The sequence below is a fragment of the Ruminiclostridium hungatei genome (assembly GCF_002051585.1).
In the GTDB taxonomy this organism is placed as follows: Bacteria; Bacillota; Clostridia; order Acetivibrionales; family DSM-1351; genus Ruminiclostridium; species Ruminiclostridium hungatei.
Window position 1 is genome coordinate 166,131 of record NZ_MZGX01000003.1, and the last position, 18,337, is coordinate 184,467.

The 18,337-nt window shown below is 43.5% G+C and carries 13 protein-coding genes, 1 tRNA gene and 1 riboswitch; of the genes, 5 read left to right on the plus strand and 9 right to left on the minus strand.

Features of this window, described 5'->3' with window-relative positions; genetic code table 11:
• Window position 1 precedes the first annotated feature (1 nt).
• The 8 genes from cobM to arfA all read right to left on the minus strand — a co-directional run bounded on the left by cobM (window position 2) and on the right by arfA (window position 11,708).
• Entirely contained in the window at window positions 2-757 is a 756-nt protein-coding gene (gene cobM, locus CLHUN_RS03285) for a precorrin-4 C(11)-methyltransferase (RefSeq protein ID WP_080063134.1), read from the minus strand.
• Window positions 758-779: 22 nt separating this feature from the next.
• A complete protein-coding gene (gene cobI, locus CLHUN_RS03290; RefSeq protein WP_080063135.1) occupies window positions 780-1,457 on the minus strand; it encodes a precorrin-2 C(20)-methyltransferase in 678 nt (225 codons plus the stop codon).
• 13 nt (window positions 1,458-1,470) lie between these two features.
• Entirely contained in the window at window positions 1,471-2,616 is a 1,146-nt protein-coding gene (cbiD, locus tag CLHUN_RS03295; RefSeq protein WP_080063136.1) for a cobalt-precorrin-5B (C(1))-methyltransferase CbiD, read from the minus strand.
• 198 nt (window positions 2,617-2,814) lie between these two features.
• Window positions 2,815-3,032: riboswitch (cobalamin riboswitch) on the minus strand.
• A gap of 57 nt (window positions 3,033-3,089) precedes the next feature.
• Entirely contained in the window at window positions 3,090-4,610 is a 1,521-nt protein-coding gene (locus CLHUN_RS03300; protein WP_080063137.1) for a methyl-accepting chemotaxis protein, read from the minus strand.
• Window positions 4,611-4,674: 64 nt separating this feature from the next.
• Entirely contained in the window at window positions 4,675-7,887 is a 3,213-nt protein-coding gene (locus CLHUN_RS03305) for an AAA family ATPase (protein ID WP_080063138.1), read from the minus strand.
• Between the two features lie 29 nt (window positions 7,888-7,916).
• Complete coding sequence (locus CLHUN_RS03310) at window positions 7,917-9,080, minus strand: exonuclease SbcCD subunit D (protein ID WP_080063139.1); 1,164 nt, start codon at window positions 9,078-9,080, stop codon at window positions 7,917-7,919.
• Window positions 9,081-9,145: 65 nt separating this feature from the next.
• Window positions 9,146-10,030, minus strand: a complete 885-nt coding sequence (locus tag CLHUN_RS03315) for a diacylglycerol/lipid kinase family protein (protein ID WP_080063140.1) — start codon at window positions 10,028-10,030, stop codon at window positions 9,146-9,148.
• A gap of 169 nt (window positions 10,031-10,199) precedes the next feature.
• Window positions 10,200-11,708, minus strand: a complete 1,509-nt coding sequence (gene arfA, locus CLHUN_RS03320) for an arabinosylfuranosidase ArfA (protein ID WP_080063141.1) — start codon at window positions 11,706-11,708, stop codon at window positions 10,200-10,202.
• Window positions 11,709-11,891: 183 nt separating this feature from the next.
• Between arfA and CLHUN_RS03325 the strand changes: the two genes are divergently transcribed.
• Window positions 11,892-12,797, plus strand: coding sequence for an ArsR/SmtB family transcription factor (locus tag CLHUN_RS03325; protein WP_080063142.1), 906 nt, complete (start codon window positions 11,892-11,894; stop codon window positions 12,795-12,797).
• A 134-nt stretch (window positions 12,798-12,931) separates the two neighbouring features.
• Window positions 12,932-13,008 (plus strand) — tRNA-Arg (locus CLHUN_RS03330).
• 177 nt (window positions 13,009-13,185) lie between these two features.
• Here CLHUN_RS03330 and CLHUN_RS03335 read toward each other — a convergent pair.
• Window positions 13,186-13,515: a DUF4190 domain-containing protein gene (locus tag CLHUN_RS03335; RefSeq protein WP_080063143.1), complete on the minus strand. Its 330-nt coding sequence runs from the start codon at window positions 13,513-13,515 to the stop codon at window positions 13,186-13,188.
• Window positions 13,516-13,940: 425 nt separating this feature from the next.
• Between CLHUN_RS03335 and CLHUN_RS03340 the strand changes: the two genes are divergently transcribed.
• From CLHUN_RS03340 to CLHUN_RS03350, 3 genes are read left to right on the plus strand one after another with little or no spacing between them, the layout of a single operon-like run.
• Window positions 13,941-15,062: a hypothetical protein gene (locus CLHUN_RS03340; protein ID WP_080063144.1), complete on the plus strand. Its 1,122-nt coding sequence runs from the start codon at window positions 13,941-13,943 to the stop codon at window positions 15,060-15,062.
• Window positions 15,063-15,073: 11 nt separating this feature from the next.
• Window positions 15,074-16,738, plus strand: coding sequence for an ATP-binding protein (locus tag CLHUN_RS03345; protein ID WP_080063145.1), 1,665 nt, complete (start codon window positions 15,074-15,076; stop codon window positions 16,736-16,738).
• A complete protein-coding gene (locus CLHUN_RS03350) occupies window positions 16,738-18,330 on the plus strand; it encodes an ATP-binding protein (RefSeq protein WP_080063146.1) in 1,593 nt (530 codons plus the stop codon). The genes CLHUN_RS03345 and CLHUN_RS03350 overlap by 1 nt, the downstream gene beginning before the upstream one ends.
• Window positions 18,331-18,337: the final 7 nt, after the last annotated feature.

Here is an 18,337-nt window from a genome sequence, read left to right on the forward strand (position 1 = left end):
ATCACTCCGCACCCTCTCTGAATTCGTGGCTGAAGGAGGGATCATAAAGCTTTGACCTGTCATATTCGCCGCCCAGAAAATCTCCTACCAGTATAAGTGCAGTTTTTCTTATGCCATTTTCCCTTGCGGCGGCAGCAAGCTCTCCAACTCTGGTATGCACGATTTTTTCATCCTCCCAGGTTGCCTTATATACTATGGCAGCAGGAGTATCCGTTTTATATCCGCCGGCCATAAGTTCCTCACACAGCCTGTCCAGCATGGATGAACTCAGGAAAACGGCCATTGATGCCTGATGAACCGCAAGCTTTGATATTGCCTCTCTTTCAGGCACCGGTGTACGTCCTTCCATTCTGGTCAGTATCACGGTCTGGCTTACCTGGGGCAGCGTGAATTCGGCTTTGAGCGCCGCTGCAGCTCCACAAAAGGAGCTCACTCCCGGAACCACAGAATACTCTATCCCCTTTTCCGCCAGCAAATCCATTTGTTCCCGGATTGCTCCATATATGCTGGGATCTCCCGTGTGCAGTCTGACAATGCTCAGACCTTCGGCAACCCCCGCTTCCATGACCTCTATAACCTGTTCCAGTGTCATATTTGCGCTGTTGTAAATCCTGCAGCCCTGTTTCGTATACTTGAGATGCTCCGCATTTACCAGGGATCCGGCATATATTAATATGTCGGCCTTTTCAAGTAAGTTTCTGCCCCTGACAGTTATCAGATCGGCCGCTCCGGGCCCTGCCCCTACAAATGTCACCATAAGTTCATCCCTCTATTGTTAATTATTCCTTGATAATAATCGTTGAAAAATAGCTTGAAGCCTCCGATACTTCATCAAGGCTTTTATAAATTTTTTCATCGTCCATGCTGCAGCACTCCACCATTTGAGCCTTATGGTAAAGCTTCATTTCCTTAAGCTGTTCCTTGATCCTGCCAATACTCCGTCCGCTTTTCATAAGTACCTTTGTCCCTTTAAGCGCCATAAGCTCATGGGTAAAGTCATAGGACGCAGGTATTATGTGCAAGGCTTCGTCCCTGTCGCAGAGAGCTATGTTCAGCGCCCCGGCTGTTGCACAGAAAGAGGGAATGCCGGGTATTATTTCAGTTCTGTAGCCCTTGCCGGAAATGATTTTATTGATATACATATATGTAGAGTAAATAGTGGGATCACCCAGAGTTATAAAGGCCACCCTCCTGCCTTTGTCCAGCTCTTTTTCCAGCAAGCCGCAGCTTGTCCTGTGCGCTTTTTCAACCACGTCCAGGTCTCTGCTCATTGGCATGGGGCAAAACAGCAGCTCTTTATTTTCTATATACGACCTGACTATATTCAGTGCGGTTTTCTCACCGCTGGTATCAGGTATGGCTATGACATCCGCAGCCTGAAGAGTTTCCACGGCCTGCAAAGTCAGCATTTTGGGATTTCCGGGTCCTATTCCCACTCCATATAATATTCCATTCATTGTATACTCCTCCCTATGCCGGCGGCATCTCCGCCTCCCTCAGCATTTGCACCAGCCTGGCCGCTCCCGGCGTCTGGCAGCAGGCCTCCCTGCCTGTAAACATGATTGCTTCCACTCTGGATTTTCCTGAAGCTCTCAGGTTCAAATGGTATTCCAGTTTTGACATAAGGCTGCCGTATACCTTTTCCGCCAGTCCGGCCTCCTTCAGCAATCCGTCTATCTCCTCGGTAGTTGCCGCTTCCATAATATTACCCGCCAGTTCTGCGGATGCACCTGACAGTGCCGCATGTGCCGCAAATATTTCACACCTGCAGTCTGCAGTCCTGGAATGAGTGTTCATTATACCCCCTGCTATTTTGCACAGCTTTCCCGCGTGTCCTATGAGCAGTATGTTGGAAATGTTCCGGTAAACGGCATAGTCTATGGTTTCCCCAATAAAATTGGAGCATTTGATGCCTTTTTCCGTATCCAGGCCCAATTGACGAATGGTAAAATCCCTGCCGTAGTTGCCCGGAGTTACCAGCAGAACCTGTGTGCCGGCTGCTTCCTCCACCCTGCTGTCAATCTCCAGATGAATGGTATCTATAAGTGCTTTCTCACTCATTGGTTCAACAATACCGCTGGTGCCTAATATGGATATTCCGCCTGTTATACCAAGGCGGGGATTAAAGGTTTTCCTGCCGATTTCCTCACCGTTTTCCGCCGATATGAGAACAGAAAACCCGCCTTCATAGCGGTACTTTTGTGCAGTTTCAAGCAAGGCTTCACATATCATTTTTCTGGGCACAGGATTAATGGCTGCTTCACCTACGGCACAGGCAAGGCCTTTTCTGGTAACCCGCCCCACACCTTTTCCGCCTTCCAGCGCTATTCCGCCGTCAGTCTTTTGGACTTTTGCAAATATTCTTATTCCATGTGTAATATCCGGATCATCACCGGCATCTTTTGTTACGGCGCAACTGACCCATTCCTGCTGCAGTACTACTGCTTCAACCTGCAAAGACAGACTGCTGCCTGACGGAGTATTCACAGCAACCTCAGCAACAGGGCTGCCCGACAAAAGCATTTCGGCGCATGCCTTTGCCGCACCGGCTGCACAGCTTCCGGTAGTATAACCGCACTTGAGTTTTCTGCCATCTTTTAAAATATAACTGTTCATAATCGGACCTTGCCTTTACCCTCAACTCCTGCCGGGTTGTGATGTAATAATATTTTCAAAAAAAATAAAACCTCTATGTTCTTAAGAAAAAGGTTTTATTTGTAAAAAGAAAAACATCAGCATAAATGCACGGCAGCTTCTCTTTTTGACAAACTACACACTTCATACTCTGTGAAGTCATAGCACTCTGCATATTGGCGTATGCAGACAATACCGGCAGGTCTTCCGACTTAGACATCATTGTTGGCTCTCACCTTCCCAAGCTATATTGCTCAGTGGTTCTCAGGTTTAAATATTTTTGCTGTAAACCTTCCGAGACCTTCTCCGTCATCACGGCAGCAGGACTGTTGGGGATTTTCACCCAGATTCCCTCTTAGTGCTTAATCTCTTAAGCAACCGACACTCAAATTATTAAATTTTCATAAACAAATTATATCTTAATGAAATCTATAAAGTCAAATAGTTGAAAATTTTTACTTTGCTACCTCCACTAATTCTTTGGACATGCTTTCAATACTTTCTACAGATGAATCCAGTTCCTGCATTGAAGCCACAAGCTCCTCACTGGCCATTGCAATCTGCTCCAGGTCATTAAGGGTACCTGTATTTATATCCTTGACCTCTGTAACCATGTGGACTACCTTATGGCTGTATTCCACCACATCCCTTGTATCATTGCTGACTGTGGCAAGCTTTTCATTCATCAGATTGTTTGCATCTGCCACGCGTATAAATGAGTTTCTGGCGGCATCAATAGTTGAAAGGCCGTTATCCACCCTGTCTGTTCCTGTATCCATTGCTTTTACCGCATTTTCGGTGTCTTCCATTATCTCTTTGATAAGTGTGGCAATATCTTTGGCGGCCTTCTGTGAGCCTTCTGCCAGATTTCTTATCTCCTGGGCCACCACAGCAAAGCCCCTGCCCTGTTCCCCCGCTCTTGCAGATTCTATGGAAGCATTCAGTGCCAGCAGGTTTGTCTGCTCCGATATATCGGTAATCACTTCAACAAATTTTGAAATTTCACCTGACCTGGTTTCCAACTTTGCTATGGTTTCCTTGCTCTGTCTTGTAGCTGTTGCTATGGCATTCATTTCTTCCACCGCAGCCTTCATTACCCTGACACTGTCTTCGGACAGCTCCCGGATTTGTTCAGACAGTTGGGACAGTTGCAAGCCTTCCTCAGATATCTTGTTTATCCCGGAAGCCATATTAGTTACAGCAGCAGTTGCCTCCTCCATGTTTCTTATTGACATTTTGGAGCCTTCTGCAATTCTGGAGGTCTTATCTGCAATAGATTCATTTGCCTTGGTGGTACTTTCAGTCATCAGAGAAAGGCTGCTTACCGATTGAGCCAGCTCTGTGGAAACATCTGTGGTTTTCTGCGTCACCTTCACCATCTTATCAAGCATTTCCTGCTGCTCTTCGGCACCCATTATATTGCTCAGCATCCGGTGCGTCCTCGTTGACAATACAATAAATATGACGGACAATATTACAAGCTGTATGGTTCTCGGGGCCATTCCATAAACAATGGTACTGTAAATATCCTCAAGATTGTGATCCGGAATACCTCCCAGGGGAATGGTGAGAAGCTGTGAAACATTAAGGACTATTATTGAACCAACTGCTGTAAACCAGCTAAGCCTTCTGGAAAAAAACAAACTTGCAACCGCCAGGGGAAAGGCGTACATTACCACTGTATGATAGCTTAACAGGGCGCTTAATATTCCTACCATCAATATAGCAGATGAAACTGTCACATATTTTACCCAGCCCTCCTGTTTTTTGAACCCCCTGACTATGATGAAGGGGATTGTAAGAAGGAATACTGCAAGCGCCATTGCAACTGTCATTATTGATTTATTGGCTATAAAAATTCCCACCGCATTGAGTATGTAAACCATAATTGCAAAAATATTAGTGTATATCATCACTGTAGCAGCGAATTTATTTGCTTCGACTTCATTTTTGATAAGTATTGAATTTTTTCCCATAGCGTTACTCCCATCCTCCGAATAATTTGGTGTCTTGTACTTGAGTACTTGACTATCAGTTTAATTATACGGTAAAAATCGCAAAACTTCCCTCTTTTTTAGAAATTATCTCTAAAACAGACTTTATTCTCTCCTTTAACTCGGAAACATGGGATATAACACCTACCAGCCGGCCTGTCTTTTGTATGTCTATAAGGCACTGGACGGCACTGTCCAGAGATTCCGGGTCAAGAGAGCCAAACCCTTCATCAATAAACAGGGTGTCAAGGCTGATGCCTCCCGAATAGGCCTGTACAACATCTGCAAGCCCCAGCGCCAGTGCCAGGGAGGCTTTAAAGCCCTCTCCCCCTGACAGGGTTTTCACATGCCTGGACTTTCCTGTGTAATTGTCGTAAACCTCAAGTTCGAGCCCTTGCTGCGCCCTTCCCTTTCCTTTTTCCTCTTTTCTTCTCAGATAGTACCTTGAGCCTGTCATTTTCTCCAAACGCAGGTTGGCCGCCGTGATTATTTCATCAAAGTATGCAGCCAGGACATACCTTTCAAAGGTCAGCCTCTGGGCGTTCTCCCCCCTGGCTATTTTTGAAAGCTCTCCTATGGTATTATATTTCAGTTCGAGCTGCTGCAGCCTGTCAGCAATTTTTTCAAGCTGCAGGAGGGTCTTTGTATTATTTGTATACCTTGAAAAAACTATATTCTGCTGTTCCTGCAGCCTGCCCTGCTCTTCAAGCTGCCTGCCGTATTCCTGCTCAAGTCCGGCCACATCCTCCAGGCCCATATTCCCTGTCTCCTCTTCAAGTCGGGCCAGCATATCCTTCAGGGAATTAAGCTTCTGATAATACGCCTTGATATCCTCCTGCAAATAGTCTATTTCCTGCTGGGTTTTTTTCATGGACGCAAAATGGGAATAATCCGCAAACCCTGCAGCTTTAAGTCTTTCCTGGAGTTGTTCCTCCAGATACACCTTTTCCTCTTCACTTTCCTTCAAGGAGGTGCTTATTACCGCAAGCTGCTTTTCAGCATGGTTCAAAGACAGACCTGACTCTTCCAGGACGCGTTCGGCATTTTTTAAGGCTTTTTCCATATCTGCAATGCAGAGCCTTATATCCACGGAAGCCGCATTCAGCTTTGCCTCAGAGCGAAGTTCCGGAGGAACCTCCTTTTCAATGCTGCCGGCCTCAGCTTGTGCACGGGTCTGCTCTTCATCTGCCGCCGCCCTTTTTTCTCCCAGCACCTTAAGCTGCTCCTCAAGCCTTTTAATATTTTCTTCTGTTTCCTTACAGGCTTTTTCCAGTGCTTCCTTTTTCCCCACAAACTCCACCGTTTCCTTATGTGAGGCTATCAGAGCCACTGTCACGGCCTTAAGCGCAATACCTTTTTTATTTATTTCCTCCCGTATTTCCTGAAACAAACCCGAAAGTTGTACTTTTCCCTTATTTCCCGGCCTTACGGCATCCTGCTCCGAAGCATTCTCCTCCCGGACCGCGGCTTCATGGACAAAGGCTGGCAGAGTACCGGCTTCCAACGCCAGCAGCCTGTTTCGTATCTCCACTTTTCTGCTTTCCAGATTTCCATTGAGCTCCGACAGCGCCTTCAGCTTTTCGCTTCTCTCTTCATTTAAAGCTGCAAATTGCCTTTTTATTTTTTTCAGCTCTTCCTCATCTGTTATATTCTCAGGTAGCTGTGCAGGCCCGGGATGGGCTGTTGAACCGCATACAGGGCATGGATGGCCTTTTTTAAGGGTTTTGGCCATCAGTCCGGCCTGTGCACGCAAATAGTTGTCCTCTTCCTTTTCAAGCCGGCTTCTGAACGTGACAAATTCATGATCGAAGCTTTCAAAGTCCTGCTTTTTGCTATTGTAACCGCTGTCCTGTTGAAAATAGGCTTCAATCAGCTTTTTAATGCCATCCAGTTCTGTCAAAAGCTTTTTATTGTAGGCTATTTCTTTTTCCAGGCGGACATCTTCAGCCTCGGCGGCATACAGCTTTCTCAGAATACCTTCCTGTTCCCGGAAGCTTGTCTTTTCATATTTCAGCCTGTCCTCCGCCTGTTCAAGCTGCTGCTTTGCGCTGCTGCTTTTTATTTTTGCAGCCTCCAGAGCTCCGATGCACCTGTCGTACTGTATCACCTTTGGAAGCATGCTATTTATCAATGCCAATTGGGTTTCATACTTTTTTCTGTCCGGCTCTTTTTCCTTTTGAGACGACAAGGCCAGCTTTACAGCTTCAAACTCCCGGCTTTTTTCCCGGGCCGTCTGTCCGGCCTGTTCCAACTGGGCTGTTTTTGCTTCGATGCCATTCCTGGCCTTTTTCAGTTGTTCATCCACCTCTGCTATGGCCAAGGCCTTTCGGGAATACTGAAGGGCAGTTTCTTTGTGTACATACTCCAGAGCGCCCTCCAGGGCAGTGGCATAGTCAAGCCTTAAGCGCTCCCTGGCTTCAAGCTTTTTGTTGTTTTCCTGCTTTTTAACAATGTCCTCTTTCAGAGTTCCCAGCTTCTCAGTGTTCAAAGCCAGCTCCGCACCGATTTTACTCATTCTGTTTTTGTCATTTAAGGATTCATTTTCAAGCAGCTCAATAAAAAGCTCAAGATTTACAGCTTTAGCCTGTCTGGCCTCTTCCAGGCTTTGGTTTCCGCCTGAATCCACATGTCTGATGTGGGTTTCAAGCTGTGTCTGTATATCGTGCACAGCCTTGTACAGCTCTCTGCTCTCATCCTCCAGCCTTCTTTGGATTTCAGCAAAGCCCTCCGTTCCGAAAATTTTCCTGAATATCAATTCTCTGTCGGCGCTGTCAGCCTCCAGAAGCTTTCTGAACTCACCCTGGGGCAGCATGACAATCTGTTTGAACTGAGCTTTGTTTATCCCCAGCAGCTCATTAATCTTTTCATCAACATTCGCAATTTTAGTTATAAGTGCACCGTCAGGAAGCAGGAGTTCAGCATCGGCATTTCTGACCGTATACCCTTCCCCCCTCTGTTTTTTTTGCTCCTGTTGGGGAGCTCTCTTTATTTTGTAGCACAGCCCTCTGAGTTCAAATTCCAGTTCAACATATGTTTCAGTGTCCGAAGAAGCAAAATCGCTTCTGAGGCTGTCCCTGTCCCTGCTGCTGCCTGAGGCCTCTCCGAACAAGGCAAAGCTGATGGCATCAAATATGGTGGTCTTGCCTGCTCCTGTAGGGCCTGAAATAACAAATATCTGCTCCTGCAGAAGGGTAAAATCAATGTGCTGCTCTTTGGCATAGGGGCCAAAGGCACTCATAGTCAGTTTCAACGGTTTCATTTTAACAACCTTCCGTACAGCTTTTGCCGCTATACTCCTTCCTTTTCAACTTCTCCTATTATTCTTGCAATAACCTTTTCCGCTTCCTCTCCCAAGGTTTCTCCCTGAATGGAATTATAAAATTCCCTGAAGAGCTCCAGTTTTGATTTTGATTTATAGCCCTGAGAGGCGGAGGTTTTTGACCCTTCCCTGGGGCCTCCGCCTTCTCTTGAGAGCCCCATGACATTGGGATATACCGCTCTCAGCTTTGACATGGGGTCAATCAGTTCACCCTTATCTGTTATAATTGCATATATGTAGTCCTCAGTATTTGCACTCTTATATACCTCAGGGCTTATAAGTTCATTTACAGGCCCTTTTATTATTCTCATATCTCTTCTGGGAACAAGCTCTATGTGTCTTGCAGCCGCATTTCCCTTCTGATCCAGTTCTGCAACGGTTATGCCTTTTTTATGGTTTACCTCAGAAAAAGAGTATTTGAGAAGTGAGCCGGAATATCTTACATTATCATAACCGGCCTTTTGCGGCGCATGAAGATGCCCCAGCGCCGTATAGTTGAAAATGCTGAAATAATCCGAGCTGACAAAATCCGTCCCCCCGATGCTTAAAGGCCTCTCCGAGTCGCTGATGTACTCCGCCGGGCCGCCCAGCCGTGTAATATAGCCATGGGTGACCATTACATTCCTCTGTTTCGGAGCAAAAACCTGTCCTATCTTTTCTATTATTTTTTTTGCCGCCTGGTCATGGGTGCATATCTGATCGTCCTTATATATGTGACGTATGTTCCTTGGGTCGGTATAGGGCACAAGATAGAAATTTACAGGTCCGAAGGAATCCTCCAGCGATATGCAGGATATATTGCCGTCAAAGGTCCCCTGTATGTGTAATCCGTTGTTTGTGAGAATCCTGTTGGCAAAGGAAAGTCGTTCCGCACTGTCATGATTGCCCGCAATAGCCAGGATGGGCACCTGCATTTCCATGAGCAGCCTGTAAAAAATCTCGTCTACCAGTTCCACCGCCTCCACGGGCGGTATGCTCCTGTCAAATATATCTCCTGCAATTACCAGGGCATCCGGCTTCTCCTGTTCTACAACCGATATAAGCTGCTCCAATATATACTTCTGATCTTCCAGCATGCTGAAATCATTTACAATCTTGCCTATATGCCAGTCTCCCGTATGTATTATTTTCATGCCATTCTTCCTTCTATCTTTTGATTTTTGCATATAGCTTGAACCCTGCTGCCGGCGTGAAAAGCCTAGCAGGGCAGGATAACCCTTATGCCCGACTGGATTATTTCAAAATCGGCGCATTTGGCGGTTAATATTTCCCCGTCAATATTCAGACTGAACTCTGTTTCACTCAGAATTTTAACTTTTTTGCATTTTTTAAAGCTTACCTGCTTTATAACTCCATGCCGCCCTTTAATATACTTTGGGAACAGACTCAGTATCTTCAGACGGCTTACCTCACTTACCAGGCACACATCCAGCAGCCCGTCGTCAAGCTGGGCTTCAGGTGCGGGCATAATCCCCCCGCCATAGTATCTGCCGTTGGCAACAGCCACCAGCAAGGCATTCATGGCGGTCTTTTCTCCGTCAATGTCAACTTCTATGCTGCAAATCCTGTGTTTGAAAACAGTGTATATGATGGAAAGAAGGTATGCCATGCTGCCGGTAATTCCGGGCTTTTTCTTGAATAATTCCGCATTGTACACAACATTTGCATCAAAACCTATGGATGCTATGTTTATAAAATATTTATCATTTACCCTTGCAAGGTCTATGCTTTTCTCCATTCCTTCGATTGTGCGGGTTATAACCGTTTTTACATCTGTCTCCGAATGCAGGCTGCGTATAAAATCATTTCCGGAACCGGTTGGTATAACGCCAAGGGCAGATGACGACCCTGCCATTCCGTTGACAATTTCATTTACCGTACCATCTCCTCCGATGGAGTATATCCGGCAGGGGCCGGCTTCAGAATGTTTCCGTGCAACTTCCGCCGCATGCCCGGGATACCGGGTCACTTCAATAAGCAGCTCCTCCTGTTCTCTGGCTTTGAAGTATTCCTGTATAAATGGAACCAGCTCCACGGATTTGCCCTTGCCTGCCGCCGGATTTATAATAAAGATATGTTTCATGGGACCCCCGATATATATGATAAATACAATATATTTCCGCGTTTACTCTGCTTATATATTCTATTATACAGCAATTGTTTTAGTAATAATATTATCAAAAACAGGAACAGGTGCAGGTCAAAAAGCCTGGTGCAGACGCACCGGGCTTTTTGACCATAATGATTATAAATTAAGCCAGTTTTTCCAATCTTATAACATTCCAGGACTGTCTGTTAAGTCCTGCCTTAACCTTTCCATCCTCCATTGCCGCGTTGCCTCCCGGAGCAGGTGCCACATTGAAAGGCTTCTGCCTTGTGTTTACGGCCTTGAGATCAGGGTGGTCCATTACTATGTGCTCCAGAACCCGGAAATTGCCCAGGCCGTTGAGTTCTATCTCCAGATTGATGCTTTCCTCCAGGTTTTTGTTAACAGCTAGTATTGTAAGCTCCTTTTCATCCTGGCTGATAACTGCGGCAGCATCAATATAAGGTACATCGGTAAATTCCTTTGTATCATGCAAAGGTGCTTTGACAGTGGCATTTAAAACCGTGCCCCTGGCAAATACGGAAGTATGCATGAACGGATAGTAAATGGTCTGTTTCCATGCAGCTCCGTTGTTTTCAGTCATAATGGGCGCAATAACATTGACAAGCTGTGCCAGGCAGGCCAGTTTTACCCGGTCCGCGTTTTTCAGCAGCGTAATAAGCATGCTTCCCACCATCAAAGCGTCTTCAAAATTATATTCATCCTCCAACTGGTGCGGGGCAACTGACCATCTCTCAAGCTTTTTATCCGCATCATTTGAGTGGAACCACACATTCCATTCGTCAAAAGAAAGGTTTATGTTTTTCTTGCTGCGTTTTTTTGCTTTTACATAATCACAGGTGGAAATAACGGACTTGATGAAGGCATCCATGTCCATTGACCTTGCAAGAAAGTTTGCCGTGTCATTGTCACGATTTCCATAGTAGGTATGAAGTGATATATAGTCAACATGTTCGTAGGTGTGTTCCAGAACTGTTGCCTCCCATTGGGGAAAGGTAGGCATGCCGCTGCCTGAACTTCCGCAGGCTACAAGTTCAATTGACGGATCAACCCATTTCATGACCTTGGCAGTCTCACAAGCCAGTCTGCCGTATTCCTCGGCAGTTTTTGAACCTATTTGCCAGGAACCGTCCATTTCATTGCCCAGGCACCAGGTCTTTATATTGTGGGGCTGGCTGTAGCCGTGTGCTTTTCTTAAGTCACTCCAGTAGGTTCCTTGGGGATGGTTGCAGTACTCTACCAGGTTTCTGGCCGCATCAGCCCCCCTGGTTCCCAGATTGACAGCCATCATTACCTCGGCGCCTACCTCCCTGGCCCAGGTACAGAATTCATCAGTACCTACGTGGTTGGTTTCAACAGTAGTCCAGGCCAACTCCGTCCTTCTTGGCCGGTTTGCGACAGGCCCTACTCCGTCCTCCCAGTTGTAGCCTGATACGAAATTTCCTCCGGGATATCTTACTATGGGGACCTGCAGCTCTCTCACCAGCTCTGCCACATCCTGCCGAAAACCATATTTATCCGCTGTAGGATGGTCCGGTTCATATATCCCCCCGTAAACCGCCCTTCCCAGGTGTTCTATAAATGAGCCGTATATTCTTTTATCCACCTCACCTATGATGTAATCCTTATTGAGTATCATTCTGGCATTGTTCATTAGTTTACCTCCCGACAAATTAATGTTTTTATTAATTAAGTAATCGTATTGTTAATAACTATATAATATCCTTCAACCCCCACCCTGTCAATACTAATAGGTCAATTCCACAAAGTTCAGCTATTTACAAACCCTCAGAGGTTATTTATACTTATATTAATTCTTATAGAGGAGCAAACTTTGATGAAAACGGATATATCAGAAAAATGGCTGCCGGTTTATGAAGCCCTGGGCAGTGACGTACGAATTAAGATAATAAACCTGCTGGCCGAAAATCCTTTAAATATCAAGCAGTTGGCACAGCATCTGGGCCTGAGCAGCGCTATTGTGACAATGCATGTTAGGAAGCTTGAAGGGGCCGGCATTATCAGGAGTGAACGCAAAAGCATTGATGGTTCCGTGCAAAAGCTCTGCCACCTGGCTGTGGATTCCATTGAAATCGCCTTCCCGGTCAAGCAGGCTAATATAAGAAATTATCATGAATTTTCCATGCCCATAGGGCATTACTCCGATTTCAGAGCTACTCCCACCTGCGGTATCGCCACTCCGGAAAAGGTTATAGGGCAATTTGACGATCCCAGGTACTTCCTGAACCCTGAAAGGGTAAATGCCGGCATTCTTTGGTTTACGGAAGGGTATGTGGAATACAGAATCCCTAACTTTCTGCTGTCGGTCCAGCAGCCGGAAGAACTGGAAATATCAATGGAACTCGGCTCTGAAGCTCCCGGTGTAAACAACAACTGGCCTTCGGACATAACCTTTTTCCTGAATGACCATAAGCTTGGTTTTTGGACCAGCCCGGGTGATTTCGGCTACAGCAGGGGAAAATACACCCCGGAATGGTGGAGCCTGCAAGTGGGGCAATACGGCCTTTTCAAGGCCATACGCATAAATCACTCCGGAACCTACATTGATGGCTTGAAGGTTTCCGATATATCTCTTTCCACTTTGGATATCCGCCAGAAATACTGGACTTTCAGAATAGCCGTCCTGCCTGACGCAATAAATGCCGGAGGTGTGACCTTGTTTGGAAAGGGCTTTGGAAACTACAGCAGGGACATTATGTTTAAGTTGTTTTTCAGCCGGTGAATAATGTGAGCTGTCTTTTTTCCTAAATGCCTAATGCTAACGCATTTTCAGTTGGCAAATAAAACAAACTGTTGCATTTTTCCCGGATATGTATTAATATATTTAGTGCACCGTGAATTTCACGTGTGGAGCGTGCGCCCGTAGCTCAATTGGATAGAGCGTTTGGCTACGGACCAAAAGGTTGTGGATTCGATCTCTGCCGGGCGCGCCAACATTAAAACCCTCAAGTCAAAAGGCTTTGAGGGTTTTATATTTTCTCTAAATATTTGCGTGATAATTTTAGTTTGACACCATTTTGACATCATATTGTTCCAAAGCATAGGAAATTTTCCATAACCGGATATGCAAATTATCATACAATTATCCATTTTTCTAATTAAGCAATATATTAAGACGAAAATAAAAATAAATATGAATAGAATACTGTAAATAACGCACCCAGCGTTATTCCAAATATCGATCTTGGTATACCATGTTTGTTTTTATTTTTCTTAATATCTCTAATAGCAAGAACACCGAAGATTATTGCAAACGGTGCAGGTACCAATAAGACAGAAACAAGACCTAAGTAGCCGGCAGCAATAGCATATGCAGATCTGCCAACCGGCAACAACATCCTCGTTACAGCATCTGTTTGATTCACATCTGTAGGTACTCCACAACGGACACATATAACTGCTTCATTACTAATTTCTTTACCACATTCTCTACAAAACATCTGTCTCTCCTTTTAAAGTAAGTAACTTTTTTGATACAACTTTTTACATATAATACCATGCATGTATATTATTTTACAATATTAATCATTTTAATGTATATTTTTGTGTGGTAACTTAAGCATACACTGCTGGATGGATATTGTTGATTTTGTTCGCATTTTGGCATATAATGTTTGAATAATTATATATATATAAGAACAGTAATATTAGGCAAATAAGGATAGTGTGTTACAGACTTCAGAAAGAAAACAGAACATGCTAAAGTGAGTTGATTCAAACCATATTAAATGTTGCACAACTTCCTCAGATACTCTGTTCTGACGATTTTTTTTTGTTAACATTAGATAGTGACTTGGACTCAAAATTGGAGATCAAATTACGCATCATGAGTTCAAATAGATAGCTCAATTATGGAGGTCATGCAATGCCCACACTAAACGAGATTTTCTATAGACGGAAAATAACGCTATATCATAATGAGAACCTTGACCTCGACCATTATTATCAAGAGCCATATCAGGATCAGGGCGACGAAATAAAAGAAATGGATGAGCCTTATGAAACGGATAAATTAAGGAAAAAGAGACGAATAAATCTTAACTTTGAAGATAGACAATATTCCAGTTTTTCCTATTTTATGGATGGTTCAAGACGTACATATAAAATCGGGGATATGGTGTTAAATGGAAGAGAAATCTTCCCAGTTGTTGTAGCGCAAGTCAGAGCAGGTTGTACTGAGAGAAATCAATCTAGAAAAATACAGTCACATCAAGCTGTGTACAGAAAGAACTTGCTGTTACTTAGTTCCAGAATGAATGAAGTTGATTTTGAAGAAATTCGCCAGAGAATTATAAAAACTGAAGTTGCACGTAATCTTAATCTGGAAGTCGTGCAATATAAGTTTGATCATCAAAAAGATAATGTTCCGGTAAATGCAGCCATTGCCAAAGCGAATACCATCATGCACAGTATGGAAATTGATATTTTGGAGAGTATGGTTCACTCTGGAGCCTTGGAACCAGACCAGATGCTCATAGTTGATGGTCCGCTACAATTTATTCGGCAAGATACTGGGAAGCCGGATTTTGCAGACTTATTTTACAATGTAGTAGGGGTATCTAAAAGTTTTGACCCAATGTTGCCAACATCCGGGAAAGCTCGACGTGGTGGTACTCAAATTGGTGCTGAGTTATTGAAACTTGAGCATGGAGAACGAACGCCTGTGTTCCTGAAAATCAATTCAAGAGGTAGAAAATTTGGATGTTGGTATCTTCGTATACGTCCTAAAGACAGAGTGTCTAACCCATTAGAGGGGATTGTCAAATTGGAAAAGATGGCCCTAGTGGAAGATGAAGAGGGCTTACATAGCTCCGTTGTCGATAATATATCGCTGTCCATTTTAAACGAGGGTTCTCCTACTTGTTACGGACGAGACGAGCGTTGGTCAAGTCATTTATACCCTGTTTATTTAACCGAGGCACTGATTAAATCATCTTTTGAAAGTGATCTTGTTTTTATAAATAACTTCAAACGTGACTTTAGATAGGAGGTTTACAAATGAGCGTAAGTAAATTGATTGGTAAAGTTTCAGCCACTGAGAAATATCCCTCGTCTTGTGATGAATTTCAGTTTTGGCTCTCTGATGATACCATTCTGAGCCCTTTTGATATAGTAAAGGTTGTTAACAAAGCTGATGACTCCGTTACCTATGGTGTCGTACAAGATATTTTGCACATCACTGATGGGATGGGACATATCAGCAACTACGTATCCTCTGATTTTGGGAATGTTGAAACTATGCCGCTTACCAGAAGACTTTCACTCTCGTACGCAAAAGTGTCGGTGATTCATAATACAAAAGAGAATTTTATGCCTGTTTTTGAAGGGGTGCCTGTCTATACGGCTGACATTGAAGATATACAGATTGCTCTTGGACTTGATACTATTGATGATAAAACCGCGATACCTGCGGGACTCATGAAAGCTGGCAATAATGTTTCGGTGCCAATTAAGTACAACGGAGACTTTTTAATTGGTCCTGAGGGTGCTCACATAAATATATCCGGTATCTCAGGGTTAGCTACAAAAACTAGCTATGTAATGTTCTTATTAAAGGCAATTCAATACAAATGCAAGGACGATGTAGCAATTATCGTAATGAATGTAAAGGGTGATGACTTATTGCACATTCATCAGCCCAACGCAAAAATTACCGAAGCTCAAAAGAAAGATTGGGATGACATGCAAATTCCATGTGAACCTTTTGAAAATGTAAAGTACCTTTATCCATACAGAAAACATAAGGATAAGCATTATGCAAATACAGCTCTGTCTGTTGATTATTTGATGGAGCAGTTTGAAGAGGGACAGGCATCAAATTTTATTTATACATTCGAGCATGATATAAGCAAGGTTGAAATGCTGTTTTCTAATGTTGATGATCCTAACTGGACGATTGAATCTATTCTTAGTTTTATCGAAACCGCACCGCAATTTTCCGGTAATATGAGTTGGGGCGATTTCAAGGACAAGTTAAAAGAGTTTGTTAACAAGGGAAATACCTCTAAGGAAATCCCTGTACAGTCATGGCGAAGATTCAGCAGGTTAATTAACAATTCAATCAATGATGATATCTTTATCAATTCAAAATCTAGCTCAAAGGAACAGCATCAGGTATACTTGTCTGACGAAGTGAAAAACATCAACGGGGGTGAAATGGTGGTTGTTGATATTGCTGGTCTGACCGAACAGCTACAATGTCTTGTCTTTGGAGATATTATTCGTTCTGTCTACGAGTTAAAACACGGCGATTTTGATCAAGAAAATAGAAAAAGTAAGAAGTCAGTTCCAAAGAAAATCATAATTTTTGTGGATGAGCTAAACAAGTATGCTCCAGCCACCTCAGGCAAGAATTCTCCGCTACTTGCGAATCTGTTGGATATCACGGAACGAGGACGTTCGGAAGGTGTAGTTCTGTTTTCAGCTGAGCAATTTAGAAGTGCAATCCATGACAGAATTAAAGGTAACTGTGGTACAAATGTCTATGGGCGCACAAACGCGATTGAAGTTTCTCGTCCAGATTATAAATTTGTGCCTACGGTTTATGCTAATATGATGACACGGCTTAAAAAAGGAGATTTGATTATTCATCACCCAGTCTTTAAGACTTTGCTGAAAATTCAGTTCCCCTTTCCATCCTATAACCAAGGAGGCAGCAAATAATGGGAGAACCTGTGGCTGGCAAGTTTTTGCTTGAGATACTTACCAAAGGCATGTACTCAAATCCTATGCATGTCTATAGAGAGTATATTCAAAATGCATCCGATTCGATTGATAAAGCAGTAAAAGCTGGCGTTCTCGAACATTATAATGCAGAGATACATATTTATATTGAACCCAAAGATAACCAAGTTATTATCAAGGATAATGGTCTCGGCATTTCTTGCAAAATAGCAGAAACAAAGCTGTTGAGCGTAGGCGATTCCGATAAGGATGGAATTGTTGAGCGTGGCTTTCGGGGCATTGGCCGATTGGGCGGATTGGCTTATGCCGATAAGGTGCAATTCATCACTTCAGCTCCAGGTGAGTCTACTAAGACAATTATGACTTGTGACTGTATTAGAATGAGGCAATTACTTCAGAAATCTAATAAAGAAACATCAAGCATAATGGAGACATTTACTGCTATCAGCGAATTTGATTTTTTCAATGAACAAACCAATGCACATTATTTTGAAGTAAGAATGTTTGGTGTTCCTACCGAGTCGGGACTATTGGAGGAAAACTCGGTAATTAGATATTTAGCAGAGACAGCACCTGTAGACTTTGATGGACAGGCTTTTTCTCAAGCCCGGAAGATCAAAGAGTTTTTTGAGGGAAAAGGTTATCCGATACCTTGTTATAAAATTTATCGTGGCTCAAGGAAAATACCGGTATACAAACTATATTCACGTAGCATGAGTACAGGTCTGCAAGCACGAACGAAGGAAACAGATTATGTTAGAGATGTTGAGTTTATTTATCAAAACGCCTCTGACGGAAAGCCGCTATATATAGGATGGCTTGCTATTACCGATTTTTCAGGAAGCATAGCAGATGAAGTACTTCAGGGCATTCGCTTTAGAAAAGGAAATATATTGATTGGAAATAATGCAACTTTTGCAAAATTCTTCCTAACAACCGAGCGAGAGGGGCAAAACGCAAACAAAATGTTTGCCGGTGAAATACACATATTGCATGAAGCCTTACTTCCGAACTCTCAGCGTGATGATTTTGAACCCAATGAAATCTATAATGAATTGCGTTCCATACTTGGTGAATGGGCTCGTACTATCAATAAAAATTACCGCAGAGGTACTTCTGAAGCAAATTCTGCACTTAAAAAATTGGCTGAAATCAATGAAGAACAGAATCAGCTAGAGGTTCAGGTCAATTCTGGTGCGATCACTTCTGACGCAAAAAGAGAGAAGATTGCCGAAGATTTGGAAAGAATCGCCCACCGCAGACAAACAGAAGAAAATAAAGTAAGAAAGGCATTGGAACAAGGAATTTTTGATAGTGAACGTAAGAGCACAATCGAAAAGACTTTATCGCAAACAGAGACGGCTACCAAAAAGATCTCAGTCCTCTCAACGAAAATTATAAATGCCGATTATGCAACAAAGAAAGATCTTCCAACTTCGTATAGCAGGGATGAAAGAAACCTCTATCAACGCATTATAGCTGTTATTGATGACTTCTTTGCCTCAGATCCTGAAACTGCCGTAAAGTTAAGAAAAACTATAAAATCCGAACTGAGTGTGAAGAAAAAATGAGTCGTAT